The organism is Rathayibacter sp. VKM Ac-2879 (genome assembly GCF_015351245.1).
Taxonomy (GTDB): domain Bacteria; phylum Actinomycetota; class Actinomycetes; order Actinomycetales; family Microbacteriaceae; genus Rathayibacter.
This window is the reverse complement of the sequence record NZ_JADKSO010000001.1, coordinates 602,525-624,133: the sequence shown is the minus strand read 5'-3', so window position 1 is coordinate 624,133 and position 21,609 is coordinate 602,525. Positions and strand designations below refer to the sequence as shown.

Sequence of the window (21,609 nt, the reverse complement as noted above, 5' to 3'; positions counted from 1 at the left end):
GGAGGCATGCGCCGTTCTCGATGCGCCTCGAACGAAGGCTGGCAATCGCCCTGGTGCGCGGGCCTCGCGGGCCCCCTAGTCTTCACTAAGGTCACCCCTCACGGCGGTCGCCCTGATGCCACGTCCGGCCCCTACCGACGTGGTGAACCACGAGCGGACCGCCCCACCGGGATCGCTCACCGAGAGGTCGTCCAGGCCGACGACCGCCACGAAGAGCGAGGCGCCGATGAGCACCCCCACCATCTCCCCAGTGTCCGACGGAGCAACCGCTCCCCGCGTCATTCGCACCCGCCCGCGCGCAGACGGCCGCGTCAACCCGACGAGCGAATACTCCGGCCTGCTCAATACCGTTCGCGATGCCGGCCTCCTGCGCCGCCGCACGGGCTTCTATTACACGATGTTCGGTGCACTGACCCTCGCGCTCGGCGGCATCGTGACGGGCTTCGTCCTGCTGGGAGACTCCTGGTTCCAGCTCCTCCTCGCCGCCGCGCTGGGCATCGTGCTCACACAGTTCGCGTTCCTCGCGCACGAGGCCTCGCACCGCCAGGTGTTCGAGTCGGGCAAGGCCAACGACATCGCCGGCCGCACGCTGGCCAACCTCGTGGTCGGCATCAGCTACTCGTGGTGGATGAACAAGCACAGCCGCCACCACGCCAACCCCAACGTCCTCGGCAAAGACCCCGACATCGCCCGCGACGTCGTCTCGTTCACTCCCGAAGACGCCGCCCGCTCGCGAGGCCTCTACGCCTGGCTGACCCGCCGACAGGGATACGCCTTCTTCCCGCTGCTGCTGCTCGAGGGCCTCAACCTGCACGTCCACGGGTTCCGCACCGTGTTCGGCAAGGGCAAGGTCGACAAGCGCTGGGTCGAGATCTCCATGCTCGTCGTCCGCGTGGGTCTCTACCTGGCCGTCGTCTTCTGGGCGCTCCCGCTGGGAATGGCGTTCGCCTTCGTCGGAGTGCAGCTCGGCGTCTTCGGCCTCTACATGGGCGCCTCGTTCGCACCGAACCACAAGGGCATGCCGCTGCTGCCCACGGAGGCGCGTGTCGACTTCCTGCGCCGCCAGGTCCTGACCTCGCGCAGCATCCGCAGCACCTGGTTCACCGACCTCTACATGGGTGGCCTCAACTATCAGGTCGAGCACCACCTGTTCCCGAACATGCCCCGCCCGGCTCTGCGTCGCGCACAGGTCATCGCCAAGGAATACTGCGCCACCCACCAGATCCCCTACACCGAGACGTCGCTCCTCGAGTCGTACGGCATCGTGGTGCGCTACCTCAACCGCGTGGGCCTCTCCGCCGGAGGCGACCCGTTCGACTGCCCCGCGGCCTCGGCCTACGGGCGCTGACGCCTCCCCGACGGCCCAGACACCCAGAAGGCCCTCCCCTCCGAGACTCGGAGTGGGAGGGCCTTCCTCATGGGCGCCCGGGCCTCAGGTCGCGGAGCAGAGGATAAGAGTGGAGTTGACTGTGGCCGCCGTCTTGGCTCCCGTGCCGGAATAGCCCTCGGGAAGCTCCGCGACGGCGTTCAGGCGGAAGGCGACCGAGGTCGACAGCGTCGTACGGAAGGCGATCGTCGCGCCCGCTGGGAGCGGCGCGGTCACCGTGATCTGGCGTCCCGTCCCGCTGAGGACGATGACGGACGCCGCGCCTCCCGTGACGCTGAACACGCCGATGTTCGCGACGCCGCTGCCGATGATCGTCACCGTCGTCCCCGCGGGGATCGGGGCCGTCCCGGAGGCCGTGAGAGTGAAGCCCGGACCGAGGACCCCGAGGATGCCGCAGGAGCCGGTGAGGAGGAAGGCGCCGACGTCGACGTTCGAGGCGGCCGCGGCGGGGGTCGCGAGCGCGACAGCAACCGCAGGGACGGACCAGGCAGCGGCGGTGCCGACGGTGCGGCGCGAGACGAGGCGATCGTCGTTCGGGACGAGAGAGGAGGGCGAGTCGGACGAGTGGTGGATCACAGGAGGGCCTTTCACTCAGGGGGCTTTTCACTCAGGGGGGTGCATCCCTGGGTCCCGGCGTATGGCCGGAAGAGCAGGGATCTCCGTGATCGTGCCCGTCGGCGACACCCTCGATCAAGGGCGCTCGGCGTGCACCCCTAACAGGGGGTACAGAAGCCCCGGACCCCCCGGGCAGGGGCCGTCCCTCGCCCCGGAGCGGAACGCAAGGGGGTGCCCGATGGGGAGCGTGCGACCTACCGTGAAGGCATGAGCAGCATGGACAACGACACCGAGCCGACCCAGGTGAACGACCCGGGGCAGGAGGACGCCACGCGCGCCTCCGAGCAGATCGCGCGGCCCGCCGACCCCGCGACCGAGACGACGAACGTCGCAGGTCTGGACGAGATCGGCGGCCCCTCCCCCGAGATCACCGACGCAGGAGACGACGACGGCGACGGCCCGGACGGCGAGGCGCAGAACCCGCCCCTGCCCGACTGGGGCCCCACCGACGGCGTCCACGGCACCGACGCCGAGGGCGGCGACTCCGGGCGCGGCTGAGCCTTCGCCAGGAGCTCCGACGGGCACCCGACGCGACCGCGAACGTCCCTCCGTGTTCGCCCCGGCGTCGCCGGATCGCCAGGCGACCCGCCCTACACTGGCGAAATGCAGCAGATCGAACGCGCCCTCCGCGTGATCTCGTACAACCTCCGCGAGCACCGGGCGCACGTCGAGATCGCGCCGCTCGCGGCCCGCCACGATGTCGACGTGCTGTGCCTCCAGGAGTGCGACACCACCAAGCTCCCGCAAGAGGTGGGCGAGCTGCGCCTCGCCTCCGTCACCGCGCGCAACAGGCTCGGGCTCGCGGTCTACTACTCGCAGTCGCGCTTCGACCTCGCGGGCAGCGCCGCCTTCGAGCTGAGCAAGTCGATGCACGACCGGGTGATGTCGCCCGCCCACGAACGCCTCCTGGCCGTGCGGCTGGAGGATCGCGAGGGTGGTTCGATCGTCGTCTCCTCGTTCCACGCTGCCCCACTCTCAGCCGGCAACGCGTTGCGTCGCAAGCAGATCGACGAGGCCCTCGAGCGACTGCGGAGCTACGCACCGGATGTGCCCTCCCTGATGGTCGGCGATTACAACTACCCCTGGTTCTTCCGCGGACTCGACCGAAGGATGACGCGGAACGGCTATCTCGTGTCGCGAAGCGACGCTCCCACCTACGCCCGCTACCGGTACTTCAGCGGACACTTCGACTTCGCGATCAGCGACTCGGTGCGCATCGAACGCGTGTCGACGCTGCCGCAGGGGCTCTCCGACCACCTCCCCGTGCTGGTCGACGCACACTACGCCGGCGCCTCCGCCTGACCGTCGGCCCGCTCGCCGACGACACTCGGCGGGCCCTCGATAGGCTCAGGGGGTGACGACGCTGATCCTCGCCAGACACGGAGAGACTGTCTGGCACTCCGAGAACCGCTTCGCGGGCTCCTCCGACATCGCGCTGACCGCGCGCGGACACGACCAGGCGGCGACCCTTGCCGCGTGGTCCGTGGACGCGGGGCTTGAGGCGGTCTACTCCTCCACCCTGGTGCGCGCGGTGCGGACCGCGGTCCCGGCCGCACGCGCGGCGCATCTCGAGGTACGTTCCGACCCGGCACTCGTCGAGGTCGACTTCGGCGAGGGCGAGGGCCTGACGACCGAGGAGATGGAGAAGCGGTTCCCCGACGCCTACCACGCGTGGGTCGCCGCGCCGGCGATCCAGCCCCTGCCGGGAGGCGAGTCTGGGCTCGATGCGGTCGCCCGCGCCAACACCTCGCTCGCCCGCATCCACCGAGAGCATCCCGACGGCCGCGTGCTCGTCGTCGCGCACGGAACGCTCATCCGCCTCCTGCTCTGCGCCTACCTCGGCATCAACCCCGAGACCTACCGCCACACCTTCCCCGTGGTCGACAACGTGTCGCTGACGACCCTGCGCTGGGACGCCACGGGAATCGGCCTGCTCGGCTACAACGTGCAGCCCGTCCAGACGCAGCGACGCTCCAGCTGATCCCGATGGCCAGACCGCGGGGCAGCGCCGGCTCGATCGGCCTCGTCCTGGGCTCGGTCGCGAGCGTCCAGCTCGGCGCCTCGTTCGCGGTGCTGGTGTTCCCCGCGGCCGGCCCTATCGGCACTGTCACTCTGCGACTGGTCTTCTCGGCGGCGGTGCTGCTGCTCGTCTGCCGACCCCGCCTGCGCGGCTACTCGCGCTCCGACTGGGGCACGGTCTTCGCCTACGGCCTCGCTCTGGCCGGGATGAACGCCTGCTACTACGAGGCCATCGCGCGCATCCCGCAGGGCGCCGCGGTCACGCTCGAGGTGCTCGGACCGCTGGTGCTGTCCGTGATCGCGGGACGGAGCCTCCTGAGCCTGCTCTGGGCCGCGCTCGCCCTCGCGGGGGTCGCGACGCTCTCGCAGGGCGGGTTCACGGCACTGGACCCGGCGGGTGTCGCCTTCGCGCTCGGCGCGGCGGCGCTCTGGGCGGGTTACATCGTCCTCGCCGGGCGCACGGGTGGGCGGTTCCCCCGTCTCGACGGTCTCGCTCTCGCCCTCACGGCAGGAGCCCTCGTCTCGCTCCCGTTCGGCGTCGCGACCGCCGGTCCGGCGTTGGTGGCGCCCCCGGTGCTGCTTCTCGGGCTCGCCGTCGCGGTCCTCTCCTCAGCGGTGCCCTATGCCCTCGAGCTGCTGGCCCTGCGGAGGCTGCGCTCGTCGACGTTCTCGATCCTGATGTCGCTGTCCCCGGGAGCTGCTGCGCTCTCGGGGTTCCTCGTCCTCGGGCAGCGAGTGAGTCCCGTGGAGGCGATCGGCATCGCTCTGGTCGTCGCGGCGAGCGTCGGCGCCGTGCGCACCGCCCGGAGCTGAGCGGTGGCGACGGGGTTCCCCGCGCGCCTTTTCTTTTGTTAGGCTAACTATGTGCAATCGACAGAGCGTCCCACCGGCACCGCCGACCTGACCGCCCTCGCGGGCGAGGTGCGCACCGCCGTGGGCCGGCTCGGCCGCCGCCTCCGCCAAGAGAAGGCCCAGCACGAGCTGAGCGACTCGCAGTTCAGTGTCCTCGCCCTCCTCCACCGCGAGGGACCCAAGACCCTCGGCGAGCTCGCCGAAGCCGAGCGCGTGCGCCCGCCCTCGATGACCCGCACCGTCGCCTGCCTCGTCGACGAGGGCCTGGCCGAACGCCTGGCCGACCCTGCCGACGGCCGCGTGACGCGCCTCCGCCCCACGACGGAGGGGACCGAGCTCGTCCTCGACGTGCGCCGCAGCCGCGACGCCTGGCTCGTCGCCCGCCTGCGCGAGCTGTCCCCGGGCGAACTGCGACTCCTGCACGACGCCGCCGCGCTGCTGCGGGAGGTGGCCGACCGATGAGCGCGATGTTCCGCTCACTCGCCGTCCCCAACTACCGCATCTGGTTCGCCGGCGCGATGGTCTCGAACGTCGGCACGTGGATGCAGCGCACCGCCCAGGACTGGATCGTCATCAACGACCTGACCAACCACGACGCGAGCGCGCTCGGCGTGACGATGGCGTTGCAGTTCGGTCCCCCACTCGTGATGGTGCCTTTCTCGGGCTTCATCGCCGACCGCTTCGACCGTCGGAAGCTCCTGATGGCGACGCAGGGAGCGATGGGCACGCTGGGCCTCGGGCTCGGGCTGATCGTCGTCACCGGCGTCGTGCAGCTGTGGATGGTGTACCTCTTCGCCCTCGTGCTGGGCTTCGCGGCCGCGATCGACGCGCCGGTGCGCCAGACCTTCGTCTCGGCGCTCGTCGAGGAGCGCGACCTCTCGAACGCGGTCTCGCTCAACTCCGCCTCCTTCAACTCGGCGCGGATGATCGGGCCGGCCCTCGCGGGCGTGCTCATCGCCGCGATCGGCTCGGGCTGGGTGTTCCTCCTCAACGCCGCGAGCTTCCTGGCCGTGCTGCTCTCGTTGCACTTCCTGCACCGCGACGAACTGCGCATCGCCCCTCGCGCCAGCCGCGGGCCCGGTGCCCTGCTCGAGGGGTTCCGCTATGTCTCGAAGCGTCGCGACATCGTCGTGGTGCTCGCGATCGTGTTCCTCATCGGCACCTTCGGCCTGAACTTCCCCATCTTCGCCTCGACGATGGCGACAGTGGAGTTCGGCATGGGTGCGAGCGAGTTCGGTCTGCTGACCTCGGCCATCGCGGTCGGCTCGGTGCTCGGCGCCCTCCTCTCGGCGCGACGCGACCAGCCGCGTCTCCGCCTGATCGTGGGAGCCGCCGCTGCATTCGGACTCGCGCTCGCCCTCGCGAGCGTCATGCCGACCGTGTGGGCGTTCGCGATCCTGCTGCCCTTCGTCGGCATCGCGGCTCAGACGCTCATGACCTCGGCCAACGGCTACGTCCAGCTCTCGACGACGCCCGAGATGCGCGGGCGGGTGATGGCGCTCTACATGGCGATCTTCATGGGCGGCACCCCGATCGGGGCTCCGCTGGTCGGCTGGGTCGCGAACGCCGCAGGGCCCCGCGAGGCGATGCTCGTGGGCGCCGCCGCGGGGATCGTCGCTGCCGCGATCGGACTCGGGTTCCACCTCCGGTTGCGGCGCGCCGCTCGCGAGCAAGAGAGCCGCAACGAGGAGGAGACCCTCGCGGACGTCCGGCGACCGGCCCTCACGCCTCCCGCGTGATCTCGACGCGGACGAACAGCTTCGACGACCGCGGACCGGCGAACACTCCGCGCAACGGGGCGATGTCGTTGTAGTCGCGACCGCGGCCCACGATCACGTGGCGGTCGCCGATGTCGATGAGGTTCGTGGGGTCGTAGCCGCGCCACGCGCCTCCGCAGAACCACTCGACCCAGGCGTGCGACTCGCCCACCACCGTCTCGCCGATGTCGGCCTGCGGCTTGGGGTGAAGGTAGCCCGAGACGTAGCGCGCGGGGATGCCGGCCGAGCGCAAGGCACCGAGCACGATGTGGGTGATGTCCTGACAGACGCCCTCTCGGGCGCTCCACGACTCCGACGCCGTGGAGTGCACACCAGTGACGCCCTGCCGATAGGTCATCTCGCGGCCGATGCGCTCGGCGATCGACAGCGCCGCGTCGCACGGGCCCTCTGCGGCGTCGGCGAGCTCGCGCGCGAGAGCGACCAGGTCCTCGGGAGGCGCGGTGCGAATGGTCTGCTTCGACTGCTCCACATACTCGGTGCGCGTCTCGACCTGCGCCGAGTGCTGCCCCCACCCGGTCGGATGCTCCGGGTGCTGCTTCGGGCGCACCTCGACGAGGGAGGTGGCCGTGAGGGAGAGCTCCTGGTGCGCGTCGAGCACGTCGAACGACGCCACGCGCGTGCCCCAGTAGTCGGTGTAGGCGTGCACCGAGGTGACGGGTCGGATGTCGAGGTTCGAGAACAGCACGAGCTGACCGTCCGAGGACGCCGGCAGCATACGCGCCTCGTTGTACGACGCGACGACGTCGCCCGCGTAGGTGAACCCTGTCGTGTGTGTGATGCGCAGCCTGCTCACAGCGCCTCCCCGATCCAGCTCGGCATGACGTTGGTGGGGAAGTAGCGTTGACGGATCGCCTCGGACGCGGCAGACGTCGCGTTCTGTACGCCGTCCATGTACCGCGGCAGATCTTCCAGGATGTCGGTCACCGGTCGATACTCCAGCTCGCTGCGGATCCGTCCGAGCACGCGCTGGGCGTCGCCGGAATGACCGACGCGGCCCGTACGCGGCTCGATGTCGCGCATGCACGCCTCCGCGCGAGAGACCGAGAAGAGGATCGACCGCGGGAACAGCCGGTCGAGCAGGAGGAACTCGGCCGCGTTCCGCGCGCTCGGCACGCCGCGGTAGGTGCGCAGATAGGCCTCATAGGCACCACACGACCGGAGGATCGTGGTCCACGACGGGCCGCTCGCCTCGGTCAGCGAGCGGGTCGCCAACAGTCGCGCGGTCATGTCGGCGCGCTCGATCGAGCGGCCGAGCGTGAAGAACTGCCACGCCTCGTCGCGCGAGGTGGCCGACTCGATGATCCCCACCGCGAGCGCCGAACGCTCGCGTACCCAGCTGAAGAACTCCGAGACGCGCTCGCCCGAGACGCGGCGCGGCATCCGGGTGCGCGTCGTGTTGAGGCACTCCCAGAGCTCGGTCGAGACGATCTCGCGGGCACGGCGGGCGTTCTCCCGGGCTGCGCCGAGCGAGTAGGCGATGGAGGCCGGGTTGGTGCGGTCGATCGCGAGGATCGTCAGCACGTCGGCGCGTGTGATCTCGCGCATGTCGTCGGGAGGGGTCGATCCCATCACCGAGAGCAGGGAGCGGCAGGCGGTGTCTTCGTCGATCCAGGGGTCCTCGAGCAAGAGCTGGAGGTGCACGTCGAGGATGCGCGCCGTGCCGTCCGAGCGCTCGATGTAGCGGCCGATCCAGAACAGCGACTCGGCGATCCGCGAGAGCATCAGGCCTCCTCCCCCGCGCTGCGGGTCTGCTGCTGCTGCTGCTCTTGGTCGTTCGTGGGCGAGTCCTGCGGCGAATGGTCGGGTGTGTGGTTCTGCGGGTAGACGATCGGGATCGAGCTGGTGGCCGCGGCCTGCTCGGCGACGAGACCCTGGATGTCGCGCGCCTCCGCCTCGCCGCCTCGCTCGTCGAGGCCGACCACCCAGGTGTCCTTCGAGCCGCCTCCCTGCGAGGAGTTGACCACGAGCTGCCCCTCGGGCAGGGCCACGCGGGTGAGGCCGCCGGGCAGCACCCAGATGTCGGAGCCGTCGTTGACGGCGAAGGGGCGCAGGTCGGCGTGGCGCGGGCGCATTCCGTCGTCGACGAGGGTCGGGATGGTCGAGAGCTGCACCACTGGCTGCGCGATCCAGCCGCGAGGATCGGCCTGGAGGCGCGAGCGCAGCTCGGCGAGTTCCTTGGCCGAGGCGTCGGGACCGACCACGAGCCCCTTGCCTCCCGACCCGTCGACGGGCTTCACGACGAGCTCGTCGAGCCGGTCGAGCACCTCCTCGAGCGCTCCCGGGTCTTCGAGGCGCCAGGTGTCGACGTTCTTGATCACCGGCGCCTCCCCGAGGTAGTAGCGGATGAGGTCGGGCATGTAGGTGTAGACGAGCTTGTCATCGGCGACTCCGTTGCCGACCGCGTTGGCGATGGTGACGGTGCCGAGGCGGGCCGCGAGCATGAGGCCCGGCGAGCCGAGCATCGAGTCGGCACGGAACTGCAGCGGATCGAGGAACTCGTCGTCGACTCGACGGTAGATGACGTCGACCCGGGTGGGGCCGGACGTGGTGCGCATGAAGACCTTGCCGCCCGTGCAGAACAGGTCTCGACCCTCGACGAGCTCGACGCCCATCAGACGGGCGAGCAGGGTGTGCTCGAAGTAGGCGGAGTTGTAGACGCCCGGGGTGAGCACGACGACCGTCGGGTCCTCGACGCCCTCGGGGGCGGAGGCGCGCAGGGCCTGCAGCAGCCGGTTCGGGTAGTCACCGACGGGGCGCACCCGCATCGACACGAACAGCTCGGGCAGCGTCTGCGCCATCACCCGGCGGTTGGAGATGACGTACGACACTCCGGAGGGGACACGCACGTTGTCCTCGAGCACTCGCCAGCCGCCGACCTCGTCGCGGATCAGGTCGATGCCGGACACCTGGATCCGAACGCCGTTGGCCGGGACGATTCCCGCGGCCTGGCGGTGGAAGTGGCTCGAGCTCGAGAGCAGGGCGGCCGGGATCACGCCGTCGGCGACGGCGTTCTGCGGGCCGTAGACGTCGGCGAGGAACGCCTCCAGCGCGCGCACGCGCTGCTTGATGCCGCTCTGCACCTCGTTCCACTCGGCGCTCTCGATGACGCGCGGCACGGCGTCGAGCGGGAAGGGCCGCTCCTCGCCCGCGAAGTCGAAGGTCACGCCCTGGGCGAGGTAGGAGGAGGCGAGCGCGTCGGTGCGTCCCCGCAGCTCGTCCTGCGTCATCCTGGCCAGCGCCGAATAGATGTCGCGGTAGGCGCCGCGGACTCCGTCCCGCCCGCTCGCCGCCGCAACGTCGGCGAACATCTCGTCCCAGGGGGAGGCGCCGGTGGGGCGTCGCTCGACCTTCTGGGACCCGTATCCGTCGAAGAGGTCACCCATGGCACGACTCTAGTCGTGGGCAGATTGCGGGGATGTTTCGGAGGCGGGGGCGTGCTCGCGGAGTACCGGCTGGTCGCGGACCTCGACAGCGAGAAGGGCCGCTCGGTTGCGATCGGGAATAGATCCGGCCGCGCGCGGTTGGAGCATCTTGTACATGCAAACGCATGAACCGGCCTCACGGGCCGGAGGAAAGCAAGGAGCGCCCGATGCAGTTCGGCATCTTCACGGTCAGCGACATCACGACCGACCCCACGACCGGACGCACGCCGAGCGAGACGGAGAAGATCCAGGCGACCCTCGCCCTCGCCCTCAAGGCCGAGGAGATCGGCCTCGATGTCTTCGCGCTCGGCGAGCACCACAACCCGCCCTTCTGGTCCTCCTCCCCCACCACGACCCTCGGCTACCTCGCCGCGAAGACCGAGCGCCTCCAGCTCTCGACCGCGATGGCCCTCATCACCACGAACGACCCCGTGAAGCTCGCCGAGGACTACGCCATGCTCCAGCACCTTGCCGACGGCCGCGTCGACGTGATGCTCGGACGAGGCAACACCGGCCCCGTCTACCCCTGGTTCGGCAAGGACATCCGTCGAGGTATCGAGCTGGCCATCGAGAACTACGACCTGCTGCACCGACTCTGGACGGAGGAGTCCGTCGACTGGCAGGGCCAGTTCCGCACGCCCCTCCAGGGCTTCCAGTCGACCCCGCGTCCGCTCGACGGAGTCGCCCCCTTCGTCTGGCACGGCTCGATCCGCTCGCCGCAGATCGCCGAGCAGGCCGCGTACTACGGCGACGGGTTCTTCGCGAACCACATCTTCTGGCCGGCCTCGCACACCCAGAAGATGGTGCAGCTCTACCGCGAGCGCTTCGAGCACTACGGACACGGCAGCGCCGACCAGGCGATCGTCGGCCTGGGCGGTCAGATGTTCATCGCGCGCACCTCCCAGGACGCGGTCTCGCAGTTCCGCCCCTACTTCGACAACGCACCGGTCTACGGTCACGGTCCGTCGCTCGAGGACTTCACCGAGCAGACGCCGCTCACCGTCGGCTCGCCGCAGCAGATCATCGACCGCACTCTCGGCTTCCGCGAGTACGTGGGCGACTACCAGCGCCAACTGTTCCTGATGGACCACGCCGGCCTCCCGCTGAAGACCGTCCTCGAGCAGATGGACATGCTCGGCGAGATCCTCCCCGCGCTGCGCGCCGGCTTCGCCGAGGGACGCCCGGCGCATGTGCCGGAGGCGCCGACCCACGCCTCCCTCGTCGCCGCTCGCGAGACGCAGACCACCGCCGCCGCCGAACCCGCCACCGTCTGACGCCGAGGAGACCCCCATGGACACCCGCAGGATCACCGTCGTCTCGGCAGGCCTCAGCCAGCCCTCGTCGACACGTCTGCTCGCCGACCGGCTGGCCGACGCCACCGAGTCCGCTCTCGCCGCGCAGGGCTTCGCCGTCGAGCGGAGCATCGTCGAGCTGCGCGAGCTCGCACACGACGTGACCAATACCCTCCTCACCGGCTTCGCGAGCCCCGCGCTGCAGACGGCACTCGATGCGGTCGCCGGCGCCGACGGCCTGATCGCGGTGACGCCGATCTTCACCACCAGCTACAGCGGCCTGTTCAAGTCGTTCGTCGACGTGCTCGACACGGAGGCGCTGCGCTCGCTGCCCGTGCTGCTCGCGGCGACAGGCGGCTCGCCCCGCCACTCGCTGGCCGTCGACTACGCGATGCGACCGCTGTTCGCCTACCTCCACGCGTCTCCGCTCTCGACCACGGTGTTCGCCGCGACCGACGACTGGGGCGGCGCGACCGAGGACGCGCGAGCCCTCCCCTCCCGCATCGAACGCGCCGGACGCGAGCTCGCCGCCGAGGCAGCGCGCTCGACACGCTCGACGGAGGTGCACGACCCGTGGGCACTCGAGGGCTCGTTCGAGGGGATGCTCGGCCCGCGCGACTGAGCACGGGGGCGTGTCAATCCCCCGTTCTCGCCTCCCCCGGAAAGCGGGCCCGCGATACGGTCGACCAGGGCGCTTCCACGGCGCGCTGCGGAACGCACCGTCCAAGCGGAAGGCGGGGTCGTCGTGAGCACCATCGCCGCGAATGCTGCGACGCAGAAGATCGCCGGCCGGTACTACCTCATCGAGCGCATCGGCTCGGGGGGCATGGGGTCGGTGTACCGGGCCCGCGACGAGACCGTCCAGCGCGACGTCGCCGTGAAGGTGTTCCGCGCCGAAGCGTCTCACCCGGAGGACGTCGCGCGCCAGGAGCGCGAGGTGCGCATGCTGAGCTCGTTCGCTCATCCGGGCATCGTCAACCTCTTCGACGCCGGTCTGCACAACTTCGGCGGAGCGGTGCGCCGCTACGTCGTGATGGAGTTGGTCGCGGACCCCACGATGGAGGCGCGACTCGTCGACGGCCCGCTATCGATCGCCGAGGTCGCCGCGATCGGCACACAGCTCGCGGAGGCGCTCGCCTACCTGCACGCGCGCGGAATCGTGCACCGCGATGTGAAACCCGCGAACGTGCTCGTGAGCGAGGTCGCCTCCAGCGGCTACGACCGCACCGCGAAGCTCACCGATTTCGGCGTCGCGCACTTCATGGACGGCTCACGCCTCACGAGCGACGGCATCGTGATCGGAACGGCGAGCTTCGTCAGCCCCGAGCAGGTGGCGGGCGAGCCGATCAGCGGGGCGAGCGACGTGTTCTCGTTGGGGCTCGTGCTCCTCGAGGCGGTGACCGGGCGCCGCGAGTACTCGGGCACCGTGCTGGAGGCGGCGATCGCACGGCTGCACCGCAGCCCGGTGGTTCCCGACACCCTGCCGGAGGACTGGCGGGCGTTGCTGACGGCGATGACGGCCCGCGATCCCGAGACCAGGCCGACCGCCGACGAGGTCGCGCACAGGATGCGCGGCGGGATGACGGGCGGGACGCGATCGTCGAGCGGACTCTCTCTGCCCGCGGGCGGAGAGCGGTCGGCTCGCATACGGCGTGCCGTGATAGTCGGCTCGAGCGTCGTCGGTGTGGGCGCCATCGCGGCGCTGTCGTGGATGCTCGGGGTGTTGGCCGGCCGCTGACACGATGTCGTGTCGAGCGGAGGGGTCGACAGCCGGCTCAGGCCTCGCCGGGGAAGGCCTCGCGAAGCACGATGCGGGTCCATGCGCCGACGTAGATGCGGTCGCCGTCCTCGAGCTCGCGGCGCCGTCCGGGTGCGACCGGCGTCTGCGGAAGAGGTGCCCCCGCGGGCGCGACGTAAGTGCCGTTGGCCGACTGGAGGTCTTCGACCCACCAGCGGTAGCCGTCCGTGCTCAGCTGGCAGTGCCTCCGCGAGACGCCGGAATCGGAGCCGCAGTCGATCTGGGGCGAGATACCCCGCGAGACGGACGGGCGACCGACGAGGAGGGAGCGCTCGCGCAAGACGATGGTGGTCGGCGGACCGGGAGAGGGCATCGGATCCTCCGCCCGCTGCTCGGCGTACCACTCGGGATCGATCCACAGCTCGGCGATCCAGGGGCGGGTCTCCTCCGGCTCGGGAGCCGCCGGAGCCTGCTCGGGAGCGGCAGGAGCCGCCTCCGGGATCACCTCGGTCGGAGGCTCGGCGGGAGTCGGCGGCGCGGTCGCGACCGGCACGTCGAACCCTGCCTCCTGCTCGGGCACGAGCGCGGTGGGTGCCGCCGGGTCGAAAGGCAGGGGAGACGGCGAGCCGCCCACCTCTGCCGGAGCGCGCACCGCTCCCGACTCCGTGAAGGGATCGCTCTCCGGCAGGGAGCCCGTGGTGAAGTCGTAGCCGCAGTTCTCGCAGAACAGCGCTTCCGCTTCATGGGGGTACGAACAGTTCGGGCACACCGAGGGGCCGATCGGGATCGCGGTCGTCGGAGCGGGACCAGGAGCCGGCGCGGAGACGATCGGGACACCGCACACATCGCAGTAGTCGCCCGACTCCGAGGTGTGCCCCTCGGGGCAGCGGTAGCTCACTTGCGCACCCGCGTCGTCTTGGTCGAGGCCGTGTCCAGCGCCATCTCGTCGAGACGGTCGACACCGCGCTTGAGGCGCACGGTGCCCTCGTCGGGGTCGTCGATCTCGACGACCTTGCGCAGCTTCGCGGTCGCCTCGTCGTTGCCGGTGGCCGCCGCGAGCTGCACGGCACGTCCGAGCTTGACGGTCGCGGTCGCGTCATCGCCCACGGCCTTCGCGGCGAGCCCGTCCTGGATCGCGGATGCCAACTCGGTCTGGCCCGTGTAGTGCGCGACGGCGGGGTCGATGCGGGCGGTCAATGCGGAGTCGTCGGTCCAGCGGGCCTTCACGAGGGCCGAGGCGACCACCTCGTCGCGCACGCTGAGCTGCACGCGGGCGGCGAGCTGCTCCGACCCCACCGGCTTCGAGGCGACGCGCACCGCCACGTGATAGTCGCGGGACTCGTCGCCCCACGCGCCGGTCGGGTAGGAGCCCGTCAGCGGGTTCACGGCGGCGCGGCGGGCGCTCAGGTCTTCGAGGGTCGGCGCGACCTGTCGCACGAACAGCAGCTGGGCGCCCTGCGGAGTCCACACGCGCAGCTCGCCGTTTGCGACTCCGCGGCCCATCGAGGCCCGCATCAGCTGCTCGAAATCGGCGGCCATATCGGCCGGGTCGGCGATGAGACCGACGGTACCGAGCAGTGCGCTCGCGATGGTGCGCGCCTCCTCGACGATCCAGCGCGAACCGACGCCGCGCACGTCGCACTGGAACTCGCCTCCCGCCGCCCGGATCGCAGCGTCGAGCTGCAGGCGCGACTCGTGCTCGTTCTTGCCGTCGGTGAGGAGGATCGCGTGCCGCTGCGACGCCTCCGGCACGGTCGCGAAGAGCTGGCGCGCGAGAGTCAGCCAGGTGCCCATCGCGGTGCCGCCGTCGGCCCGGAGGAACCCGATCGCCTCCTTCGCGGCGGCTCGCGCGCCCGGCTCCATCCGCACCATCGAGACGGAGGCATTGGGGTACGGGAAGGCGCGGTCGGCCCGCTCGGAGCCCGCCACCACGGCGAAGAAGGTGCCGTCGAGGATCTGGTCGACGGCGACGGACGCGGCACGCTTGGCGGCAGTCATGTTCTCGCCGGTCATCGACCCCGAGCAGTCGACGATGATGATCTCGGCAGCCGCACCGTCGGACCCCGCGGCGCCGGTGCCCGAGGCGGTCACCGTCACGATCGCGTGCACGTCCGTGGCACCGTCCGAGAGGAACTCGTTCTGGAAGACACTCGCGCTGAACTCCGCCATGGCGTCAGTGTATGGGGCGCACCTCGACCCGGGGTCCTCCCGCACCTCGACCGCTGGGCCCGCGAGGACACGAGCGCCCCGGCTGCTGGCCTCGTCCGGTAGCATCGGCCGCTTCGACGGGAGGGGTGCGGATGCACGGAGCAGGACGGGCGTTCACACCGGTCGAGCAGCGGATCGACGACGCGGCACGGCGCGTGCTCGCCCGCGGTCCCGCCTCCGGTCCTCGCGCGGCGCTGGTCGAGTTCCTCGTCTTCGGCGCCAAACAGGCCTGGGCCTGCGTGTTCGGTGCGGCACTGCTCATCGTGATCCTCGCCGCGCGACTGTGGTATCCGGACGACGCCGCCCTCGCCCGCAACGACCTGCTCACGCTCGCGGCCGTCGCACTCCAGATCGCCATGGTCGCCACACGGCTCGAGACCGGACGCGAGCTGTGGGTGATCGTGCTGTTCCACGTGGTCGGGACGGGGATGGAGCTGTTCAAGACCGATGTGGGCTCGTGGAGCTACGCGGCCGACGGCGTCCTTCGGGTGGGCGCCGTGCCGCTGTTCAGCGGCTTCCTCTACGCCTCGGTCGGCTCCTACATGGTGCGGGTCCACCGCCTCTTCGACCTACGCTTCTCGCACTGGCCACCGCGATGGCTCACGGTGACGGCGGCGGCCCTGATCTACGTCAACTTCTTCAGCCACCACGTCCTGCCCGACGCGCGCTGGCTCCTCCTCGTCGCCGTCGGCGCCCTCTGGGGGCGGAGCACGATGGTCTACCGCGTGCACCGCGGGAGCCACCGAATGCCCGTGCTCCTCGCGTTCTGCTTGGTCGCGTTCTTCCTCTGGCTGGCCGAGAACATCGGGACTTTCGCCGGCGCCTGGCTCTACCCCGACCAGCTCACGGGCTGGCAGCTGGTCTCGGTGTCGAAGTTCGTGTCATGGCTCCTGCTGATGATCGTCTCCGTCGTCCTGGTGACCCTGGTGTACCCACCGAGAAAGCCCGACTCTGCCGGTCCCGAGCGGGACGCGTCGGCCGCGGAGCCGCCTCCCGTCAACCCCCGCGAGCCCGCGCCGCAGCCCTGACAGGCTTGCCACCGTGCCCCCGTGGACCCTCGCCCTGCTCAGCGGCGCGATCGGCGGCGCGACCCTCCTCGTCGGAGCCGCGCTCGCCTGGTTCGCGCACGTGCCACCGAAGCTCACCGCCGCGATCTCGGCGTTCGGCGCGGGCGTGCTGATCTCGGCCCTCGCCTACGAGCTCGTGCAGGAGGCGACCGAGGACGGCGGGCTCCTGCCCACGGTTCTGGGCACTCTCGCGGGAGCCGTGGTGTTCGTCATCGCCGACGCGCTCCTCACGCGGTTCGGGGCAGGCGATCGCAAGAGCTCGAAGGGCTCCGGGGGAAGCGGCGGGGCGGCCATCGCGGCGGGTGCCCTGATCGACGGCATCCCCGAGTCGATCGTGCTCGGTCTCTCGGTCGCCCAGAGCGGCGGCGGGGCGGCGATCAGCGTGCCGATCGTCGCGGCGGTCGCGATCTCGAACCTGCCGGAAGGGCTCTCGTCGACCGTGGGGATGAAGGCCGACGGGCGCTCGGCCCGCTACGTGTTCACCGTGTGGGGAGGCATCGCGACCCTCTCCGCGCTCGCCGCTCTGGTCGGCTTCCTCGCCTTCGCCTCCGCTCCCGGCACGCTCGTCGCCTTCGTGACCACCGTCGCCGCCGGCGCGATCCTCGCGATGATCTCGAACACGATGATCCCGGAGGCGTTCGACCGCGACAACGTGCTCACGGGCCTGTACGCGGTGCTGGGATTCGTGACCGCGTTCACGCTGCACACCGTCTCGTAGCTTGCCTCCGCCGCGACGGGCGGCGGGAGGGTCAGCCCGAGAACGCGGTCAGAGCGTCGTCGAGGATGGCCAGGCCGCGGGCGACCTCGCCAGGGGTGATGACCGCGGGAGGCACGACATGGATCCGATTGTCGGCGGTGAAGGGCAGCAGGCCACGCTCGAGCAGCGACGCCTTCAGGCGCGCGACGGAGGCGGCGGGCAGCGGCGTCCGCGCGACCCGATCGGTCACGAGCTCGAGGGCCCAGAACACGCCCGATCCGCGGACTTCGCCGATCAGCGCATGCTTCGCCTCCAACGCGGCCAGGCCTGGAGCGAGATGCTCGGAGCCGATGACACGCGCGTTCTCGACGATCCCCTCCTCCGCCATCGCGGTCAGCGTCGCGACGACGCTCGCGGCGGCGAGCGGATGACCCGAGTAGGTGAGCCCGCCCGGAAACACGCGCTCGTCGAAGTGGTGGGCGACCGGATCCGAGAGGAGGACGCCTCCGATCGGCACATAGCCCGAGTTGACGCCCTTGGCGAAGGTGATGAGATCGGGCCGCACGTCGAACGCATCGAAGGCGAACCACTCCCCCGTGCGCCCGAACCCGGCCATCACCTCGTCGAGGATGAGCTGGATGCCGTACCGGTCGGCGATCTCGCGCACTCCGGCGAGGTAGCCGGGCGGAGGCGTGAGCACGCCCGCGGTGCCCGGGATCGTCTCGAAGAGGAACGCGGCGATCGACTCCGGCCCCTCCGCCTGGACGACGCGCTCCAGGTGGTGCAGAGCGCGCGCGCACTCCTGCTCGAGCGACTCCGCCCAGAACTCGCTGCGGTAGAGGTAGGGGCCGAAGGCGTGCACGTGGCCGCGCGCGTACTCGTTGGGGACACGGCGCCAGTCGCCGGTCGCGACGACAGCCGCTCCGGTGTTGCCGTGGTAGGAGCGGTAGAACGAGACGACCTTGTCGCGGCCGGTGAACAGCCGTGCCATCCGGATCGCGTTCTCGTTCGCGTCGGCTCCGCCGTTGGTGAAGAAGACCTTCTCGAAGCCCTCGGGGGCACGCTCGGCGATGAGGCGCGCCGCCTCGGCCCGCGTCTCATTGGCGTAGGCGGGGCCGATCGTCGCGAGGACGCCCGCCTGCTTCTGGATCGCGGCGACGACCTTCGGGTGCTGGTAGCCGATGGTCACGTTCACGAGCTGGCTCGAGAAGTCGAGGTATCGCGTGCCGTCGACGTCCCAGACCTCGGCGCCGAGGCCGCCCGCGAGCGGCAGAGGGTTCAGCGTCCCCTGCGCTGACCACGAGTGGAAGACGCGAGAGGTGTCAGCGGCACTGACCGAGGCGTTGTCGCGGACGGTGGGGGCGGTCGAGGACGTCATGCCCTCCATCGTGCCCCGGGAGGCGCTCGAGCGCTCGTGCGGATCCGTCGAAGCCTCGACCCTACGATGGACGGAACGTCGAAGGGAGCCGCGCATGCCCGCGACCGTCCGCGACCTGCTCGCCGAGCCCGCCTTCCGCCTCCGTGTGCTCGCCGGAGTGCACGACGAGGCGGTGCTGGACGCCCCGCTCGTCTGGGCGCACTCCTCCGACCTCGTCGATCCGACGCCCTGGCTCGAGTCAGGACAGCTGCTGCTGACCGACGGCGTGCACTTCTCGGGGCACGACAGCGCGGAGTTCTCGGAGGCGTACGTCGCACGCCTCCTCGGCCGCGGCATCCGCGCGCTCGGCTTCGCCACGGGGGTCGTGCACGACGAGGTGCCGCCCCCGCTCATCGCCGCGTGCGAGAGGCAGGGGCTGCCGCTGCTCGACGTCGCAGAGCTCACGCCGTTCATGGGCATCATCCGCTTCGTCGCCGACGTCATCTCCCGCGAGCAGCGCGAACGGCTGGAGTGGTCGCTCGAGGCGCAGCGCCGCGTCGCCCGGGCGGCGCTGCGACCCGACGGGCTCGCCGCGATCCTCAGCGAGCTGGAGCGTCAGCTCGGCTGCTGGGTAGCGCTCTACGACGCCGTCGGCCAGCGCGTGCACCTGCCCACCCGTCTCGACGTGCCGGCGGAGGCGGAACACGCGGTCGCCGCGGCAGTGCGGCTCGCGCTCTCCCGCGGCAGCCGGGCGGGCCTGCGTCTCGACGACGGCGGCGGAGTGACGCTCCAGACCCTTGGGCGACGCGACCACCTCCGCGGAGTGCTCGCCGTCGGGACGGGCACGCCCCTCGATCCGGCAGGAAGCGATCTCGTGGCGAGCGTGATCGCTCTCGCGAGCATCGCGCTGGAGCAGCGGCGCGCGCTCGACGCCGCCCGCCGGCACCTGCGGTCGGGGCTGCTCGACCTCCTGGCGGCCGGGGCCTTCGACGCGGCGGCCGGCACCGCTCTCTGGGCGACGCTGCCCGCCGAGCCCGTGCGAGTGAGCGTGCTGAGCGCCCCCGTGCAGGGCGACTCGCTGCTCGACGAGCTCGAGGTGGTCGCGGAGGAGAACGGGTCGCGACTGTTCGTCGCCGAGCGCGACGCGACGCTCGTCGTGATCACGCCGGCCGACGATCTGGGGCCGGTGACCCGAGTGCTCGAGCGGCACGGCGCGACCGCGGGCGCCTCCGGGCCGGTGACCTGGGCCGAGCTCGACCGCGGGCTGGCCGAGGCGCGACGCGCGGCCGAGCGCGCCGGCGGCTCACTCCCTCTGCTGCGCTTCGACGACCTCGCGGCACAGGGCCTGCTGGGACTGCTCGTCGCCTCGGGGGCGGAGCCTCTCGCGCGGCGGATCCTGGCGCCGCTGCTGACCCCCTCGAACGCCGTGCTGCTCGAGACCGCCCGCGTGTGGCTGCGCTGCAACGGGGCCTGGGAGCCGGCCGCCCGCGAGCTAGGCGTTCACCGGCACACGCTCCGCAACCGGATCACGGCAGTCGAACGAGCGCTGGGCGTCGACCTCGACGACTTCGGCGCGCGAGCCGAGCTGTGGACGGCGATGTCGCTCGTGCAGTGACGCACAACGGCACCGTCGCGACACGAGAAGAACGCATCAGGACGTGCGCGGGAAGCCGAGGTTGATGCCGCCGTGAGACGGGTCGAGCCACCGACTCGTGATCGCCTTCTGCCGGGTGAAGAAACGCACACCCTCAGCACCGTGCGCCTTGGTGTCGCCGAAGAGCGAGTCCTTCCAGCCTCCGAACGAGAACGTGGCGACGGGCACCGGGATCGGCACGTTGATGCCGATCATCCCGACCTCGACCTCGTTCTGGAAGCGGCGGGCCGCGCCTCCGTCGTTCGTGAAGATCGCGGCGCCGTTGCCGAAGGCGCCTCTGTTGAGGAGCGCCACGCCCTCCTCGTAGGAGCCGACGCGCACGACCGACAGCACGGGGCCGAAGATCTCCTCGGTGTAGGCGCGGGAGGTGACGGGGACGTCATCGAGCAGGGTCGGACCGAGCCAGAAGCCGTTCGGGTCGCCGTCGACCTCGACACCGCGACCGTCGACGACGACGCGGGCGCCGTCCTCCTCGGCGACACCGATGTAGGAGGCGACCTTGTCGCGATGCTGACGCGTCACGAGCGGCCCCATGTCGCACCCCCGACGGCCGTCTCCCGTGCGCAGCCGCACGGCCCGCTCCCGGATCTTCTCGACCAGCTCGTCCGCGATCGGCTCCACCGCGACCACGACGCTGACGGCCATGCAGCGTTCGCCTGCCGAGCCGAAGCCCGCATTGATAGCGGAGTCGGCCACGAGGTCGAGGTCGGCGTCGGGCAGGACCAGCATGTGGTTCTTCGCGCCACCGAGGGCCTGCACGCGCTTGCCGTGGCGAGTGCCCGTCTCGTAGACGTAGCGGGCGATCGGAGTGGAGCCGACGAACGAGATGGACCGCACGTCGGGGTGCTCGAGCAGCGCATCGACAGCCACCTTGTCGCCGTTGACGACCGTGAACACGCCGTCGGGCAGGCCCGCCTCCTTCCAGAGGGCGCCGAGCCAGACGACAGCCGACGGATCCTTCTCGGAGGGCTTCACGACGACGGCGTTGCCCGCGGCGATCGCGAGGGGGAAGAACCACATCGGCACCATCGCAGGAAAGTTGAAGGGGCTGATGATCGCGACGACCCCCAGGGGCTGCCTGATCGAGTAGACGTCGACTCCGGTCGAGACCTGTTCGGAGTATTCGCCCTTGAGGTGGTGGGCGAGCCCTGTCGCGAACTCCACCACCTCCTGACCCCGGCTGATCTCGCCGAGCGCGTCCGAGACGACCTTGCCGTGCTCGGACGTGATGATCTCGGCGAGCTCCTGCTTCTTGGCCTCGAGCAGCTCGCGGAACCGGAAGACGATCTGTTGTCGCCGCGCCAGCGAGGTGTCGCGCCACGCGGGGAACGCGGCCGAGGCGGAGGCGACGGCCACGGCGACCTCGGCCGCGTCGGCGAGCGCGACCTCCTTGGTGACGACTCCCAAGGCCGGGTCGTGCACAGCTGCGGTACGCCCCGAGGTCGACGGCGACGGCGCCCCGTCGATCCAGTGGCCGACGACGGACAACGAGGCGGCGGGCTCGGCGATGCTCATGCGCTCGA

At 70.8% G+C, this 21,609-nt stretch carries 22 protein-coding genes; 13 read left to right on the top strand and 9 right to left on the bottom strand.

Features of this window, described 5'->3' with window-relative positions:
* Positions 1-75: 75 nt before the first annotated feature.
* Positions 76-243, bottom strand: coding sequence for a hypothetical protein (locus ITJ45_RS03005; RefSeq protein WP_194607338.1), 168 nt, complete (start codon positions 241-243; stop codon positions 76-78).
* On the opposite strand from ITJ45_RS03005, the gene ITJ45_RS03000 reads away from it, so the two are divergent.
* On the top strand, positions 227-1,348 hold the full coding sequence (locus ITJ45_RS03000) for a fatty acid desaturase family protein (protein ID WP_194607337.1): 1,122 nt from the start codon (positions 227-229) through the stop codon (positions 1,346-1,348). The genes ITJ45_RS03005 and ITJ45_RS03000 overlap by 17 nt on opposite strands.
* 84 nt (positions 1,349-1,432) lie before the next feature.
* Here ITJ45_RS03000 and ITJ45_RS02995 read toward each other — a convergent pair whose 3' ends face one another.
* Positions 1,433-1,963: a hypothetical protein gene (locus tag ITJ45_RS02995; protein WP_194607336.1), complete on the bottom strand. Its 531-nt coding sequence runs from the start codon at positions 1,961-1,963 to the stop codon at positions 1,433-1,435.
* Between the two features lie 246 nt (positions 1,964-2,209).
* On the opposite strand from ITJ45_RS02995, the gene ITJ45_RS02990 reads away from it, so the two are divergent.
* The 6 genes from ITJ45_RS02990 to ITJ45_RS02965 all read left to right on the top strand — a co-directional run bounded on the left by ITJ45_RS02990 (position 2,210) and on the right by ITJ45_RS02965 (position 6,612).
* The gene (locus ITJ45_RS02990) at positions 2,210-2,500 is read left to right on the top strand and encodes a hypothetical protein (protein WP_194607335.1); all 291 of its coding nucleotides are present in this window, start codon (positions 2,210-2,212) and stop codon (positions 2,498-2,500) included.
* A gap of 105 nt (positions 2,501-2,605) precedes the next feature.
* Positions 2,606-3,304 (top strand): endonuclease/exonuclease/phosphatase family protein, encoded by a 699-nt coding sequence (locus tag ITJ45_RS02985; RefSeq protein WP_194607334.1) that lies wholly within the window; start codon positions 2,606-2,608, stop codon positions 3,302-3,304.
* A 52-nt stretch (positions 3,305-3,356) separates the two neighbouring features.
* On the top strand, positions 3,357-3,983 hold the full coding sequence (locus ITJ45_RS02980; RefSeq protein ID WP_194607333.1) for a histidine phosphatase family protein: 627 nt from the start codon (positions 3,357-3,359) through the stop codon (positions 3,981-3,983).
* A gap of 5 nt (positions 3,984-3,988) precedes the next feature.
* Positions 3,989-4,834, top strand: coding sequence for an EamA family transporter (locus ITJ45_RS02975; protein WP_194607332.1), 846 nt, complete (start codon positions 3,989-3,991; stop codon positions 4,832-4,834).
* A gap of 51 nt (positions 4,835-4,885) precedes the next feature.
* Positions 4,886-5,335, top strand: coding sequence for a MarR family transcriptional regulator (locus tag ITJ45_RS02970; protein ID WP_323742833.1), 450 nt, complete (start codon positions 4,886-4,888; stop codon positions 5,333-5,335).
* On the top strand, positions 5,332-6,612 hold the full coding sequence (locus ITJ45_RS02965; protein WP_194607331.1) for an MFS transporter: 1,281 nt from the start codon (positions 5,332-5,334) through the stop codon (positions 6,610-6,612). The genes ITJ45_RS02970 and ITJ45_RS02965 overlap by 4 nt, the downstream gene beginning before the upstream one ends.
* Here ITJ45_RS02965 and ITJ45_RS02960 read toward each other — a convergent pair.
* Genes ITJ45_RS02960 through ITJ45_RS02950 form a run of 3 tightly spaced genes read right to left on the bottom strand, consistent with a single transcriptional unit; the run spans position 6,596 to position 10,034 of the window.
* Positions 6,596-7,444, bottom strand: a complete 849-nt coding sequence (locus ITJ45_RS02960; protein ID WP_194607330.1) for a transglutaminase family protein — start codon at positions 7,442-7,444, stop codon at positions 6,596-6,598. The two genes, ITJ45_RS02965 and ITJ45_RS02960, sit on opposite strands and share 17 nt — an antisense overlap.
* Positions 7,441-8,373: an alpha-E domain-containing protein gene (locus ITJ45_RS02955; protein WP_194607329.1), complete on the bottom strand. Its 933-nt coding sequence runs from the start codon at positions 8,371-8,373 to the stop codon at positions 7,441-7,443. Before ITJ45_RS02955 ends, ITJ45_RS02960 begins: the two co-directional genes overlap by 4 nt.
* Positions 8,373-10,034 (bottom strand): circularly permuted type 2 ATP-grasp protein, encoded by a 1,662-nt coding sequence (locus ITJ45_RS02950; protein WP_194607328.1) that lies wholly within the window; start codon positions 10,032-10,034, stop codon positions 8,373-8,375. Before ITJ45_RS02950 ends, ITJ45_RS02955 begins: the two co-directional genes overlap by 1 nt.
* Positions 10,035-10,240: 206 nt before the next feature.
* Between ITJ45_RS02950 and ITJ45_RS02945 the strand changes: the two genes are divergently transcribed.
* From ITJ45_RS02945 to ITJ45_RS02935, 3 genes are all read left to right on the top strand, one after another.
* Positions 10,241-11,347, top strand: coding sequence for an LLM class flavin-dependent oxidoreductase (locus ITJ45_RS02945; RefSeq protein ID WP_194607327.1), 1,107 nt, complete (start codon positions 10,241-10,243; stop codon positions 11,345-11,347).
* Positions 11,348-11,363: 16 nt separating this feature from the next.
* Positions 11,364-11,987, top strand: coding sequence for an FMN reductase (locus tag ITJ45_RS02940; RefSeq protein WP_194607326.1), 624 nt, complete (start codon positions 11,364-11,366; stop codon positions 11,985-11,987).
* Positions 11,988-12,110: 123 nt separating this feature from the next.
* Positions 12,111-13,103, top strand: coding sequence for a serine/threonine-protein kinase (locus ITJ45_RS02935; RefSeq protein ID WP_194607325.1), 993 nt, complete (start codon positions 12,111-12,113; stop codon positions 13,101-13,103).
* Between the two features lie 37 nt (positions 13,104-13,140).
* Here ITJ45_RS02935 and ITJ45_RS02930 read toward each other — a convergent pair whose 3' ends face one another.
* Positions 13,141-14,001 carry an FHA domain-containing protein gene (locus ITJ45_RS02930; RefSeq protein ID WP_194607324.1) on the bottom strand — a complete coding sequence of 287 codons (861 nt, stop codon included), beginning with the start codon at positions 13,999-14,001 and terminating at the stop codon, positions 13,141-13,143.
* Positions 13,998-15,272: a VWA domain-containing protein gene (locus ITJ45_RS02925; RefSeq protein WP_194607323.1), complete on the bottom strand. Its 1,275-nt coding sequence runs from the start codon at positions 15,270-15,272 to the stop codon at positions 13,998-14,000. The genes ITJ45_RS02930 and ITJ45_RS02925 overlap by 4 nt, the downstream gene beginning before the upstream one ends.
* A gap of 131 nt (positions 15,273-15,403) precedes the next feature.
* Here ITJ45_RS02925 and ITJ45_RS02920 point away from each other — a divergent pair, with 131 nt between their 5' ends.
* Together ITJ45_RS02920 and ITJ45_RS02915 are read left to right on the top strand one after the other, a co-directional pair.
* On the top strand, positions 15,404-16,339 hold the full coding sequence (locus ITJ45_RS02920) for a DUF817 domain-containing protein (RefSeq protein ID WP_194607322.1): 936 nt from the start codon (positions 15,404-15,406) through the stop codon (positions 16,337-16,339).
* 13 nt (positions 16,340-16,352) lie between these two features.
* The gene (locus tag ITJ45_RS02915; RefSeq protein ID WP_194607321.1) at positions 16,353-17,096 is read left to right on the top strand and encodes a ZIP family metal transporter; all 744 of its coding nucleotides are present in this window, start codon (positions 16,353-16,355) and stop codon (positions 17,094-17,096) included.
* A gap of 31 nt (positions 17,097-17,127) precedes the next feature.
* Here the strand turns inward: ITJ45_RS02915 and ITJ45_RS02910 are convergent, their stop codons facing one another.
* Positions 17,128-18,453, bottom strand: coding sequence for an aspartate aminotransferase family protein (locus ITJ45_RS02910; protein WP_194607320.1), 1,326 nt, complete (start codon positions 18,451-18,453; stop codon positions 17,128-17,130).
* 94 nt (positions 18,454-18,547) lie between these two features.
* On the opposite strand from ITJ45_RS02910, the gene ITJ45_RS02905 reads away from it, so the two are divergent.
* Positions 18,548-20,047 carry a PucR family transcriptional regulator gene (locus ITJ45_RS02905; RefSeq protein ID WP_194607319.1) on the top strand — a complete coding sequence of 500 codons (1,500 nt, stop codon included), beginning with the start codon at positions 18,548-18,550 and terminating at the stop codon, positions 20,045-20,047.
* 36 nt (positions 20,048-20,083) lie between these two features.
* On the opposite strand, the gene ITJ45_RS02900 is transcribed toward ITJ45_RS02905, so the two are convergent.
* Positions 20,084-21,601, bottom strand: a complete 1,518-nt coding sequence (locus ITJ45_RS02900) for a CoA-acylating methylmalonate-semialdehyde dehydrogenase (protein ID WP_323742832.1) — start codon at positions 21,599-21,601, stop codon at positions 20,084-20,086.
* Positions 21,602-21,609: the final 8 nt, after the last annotated feature.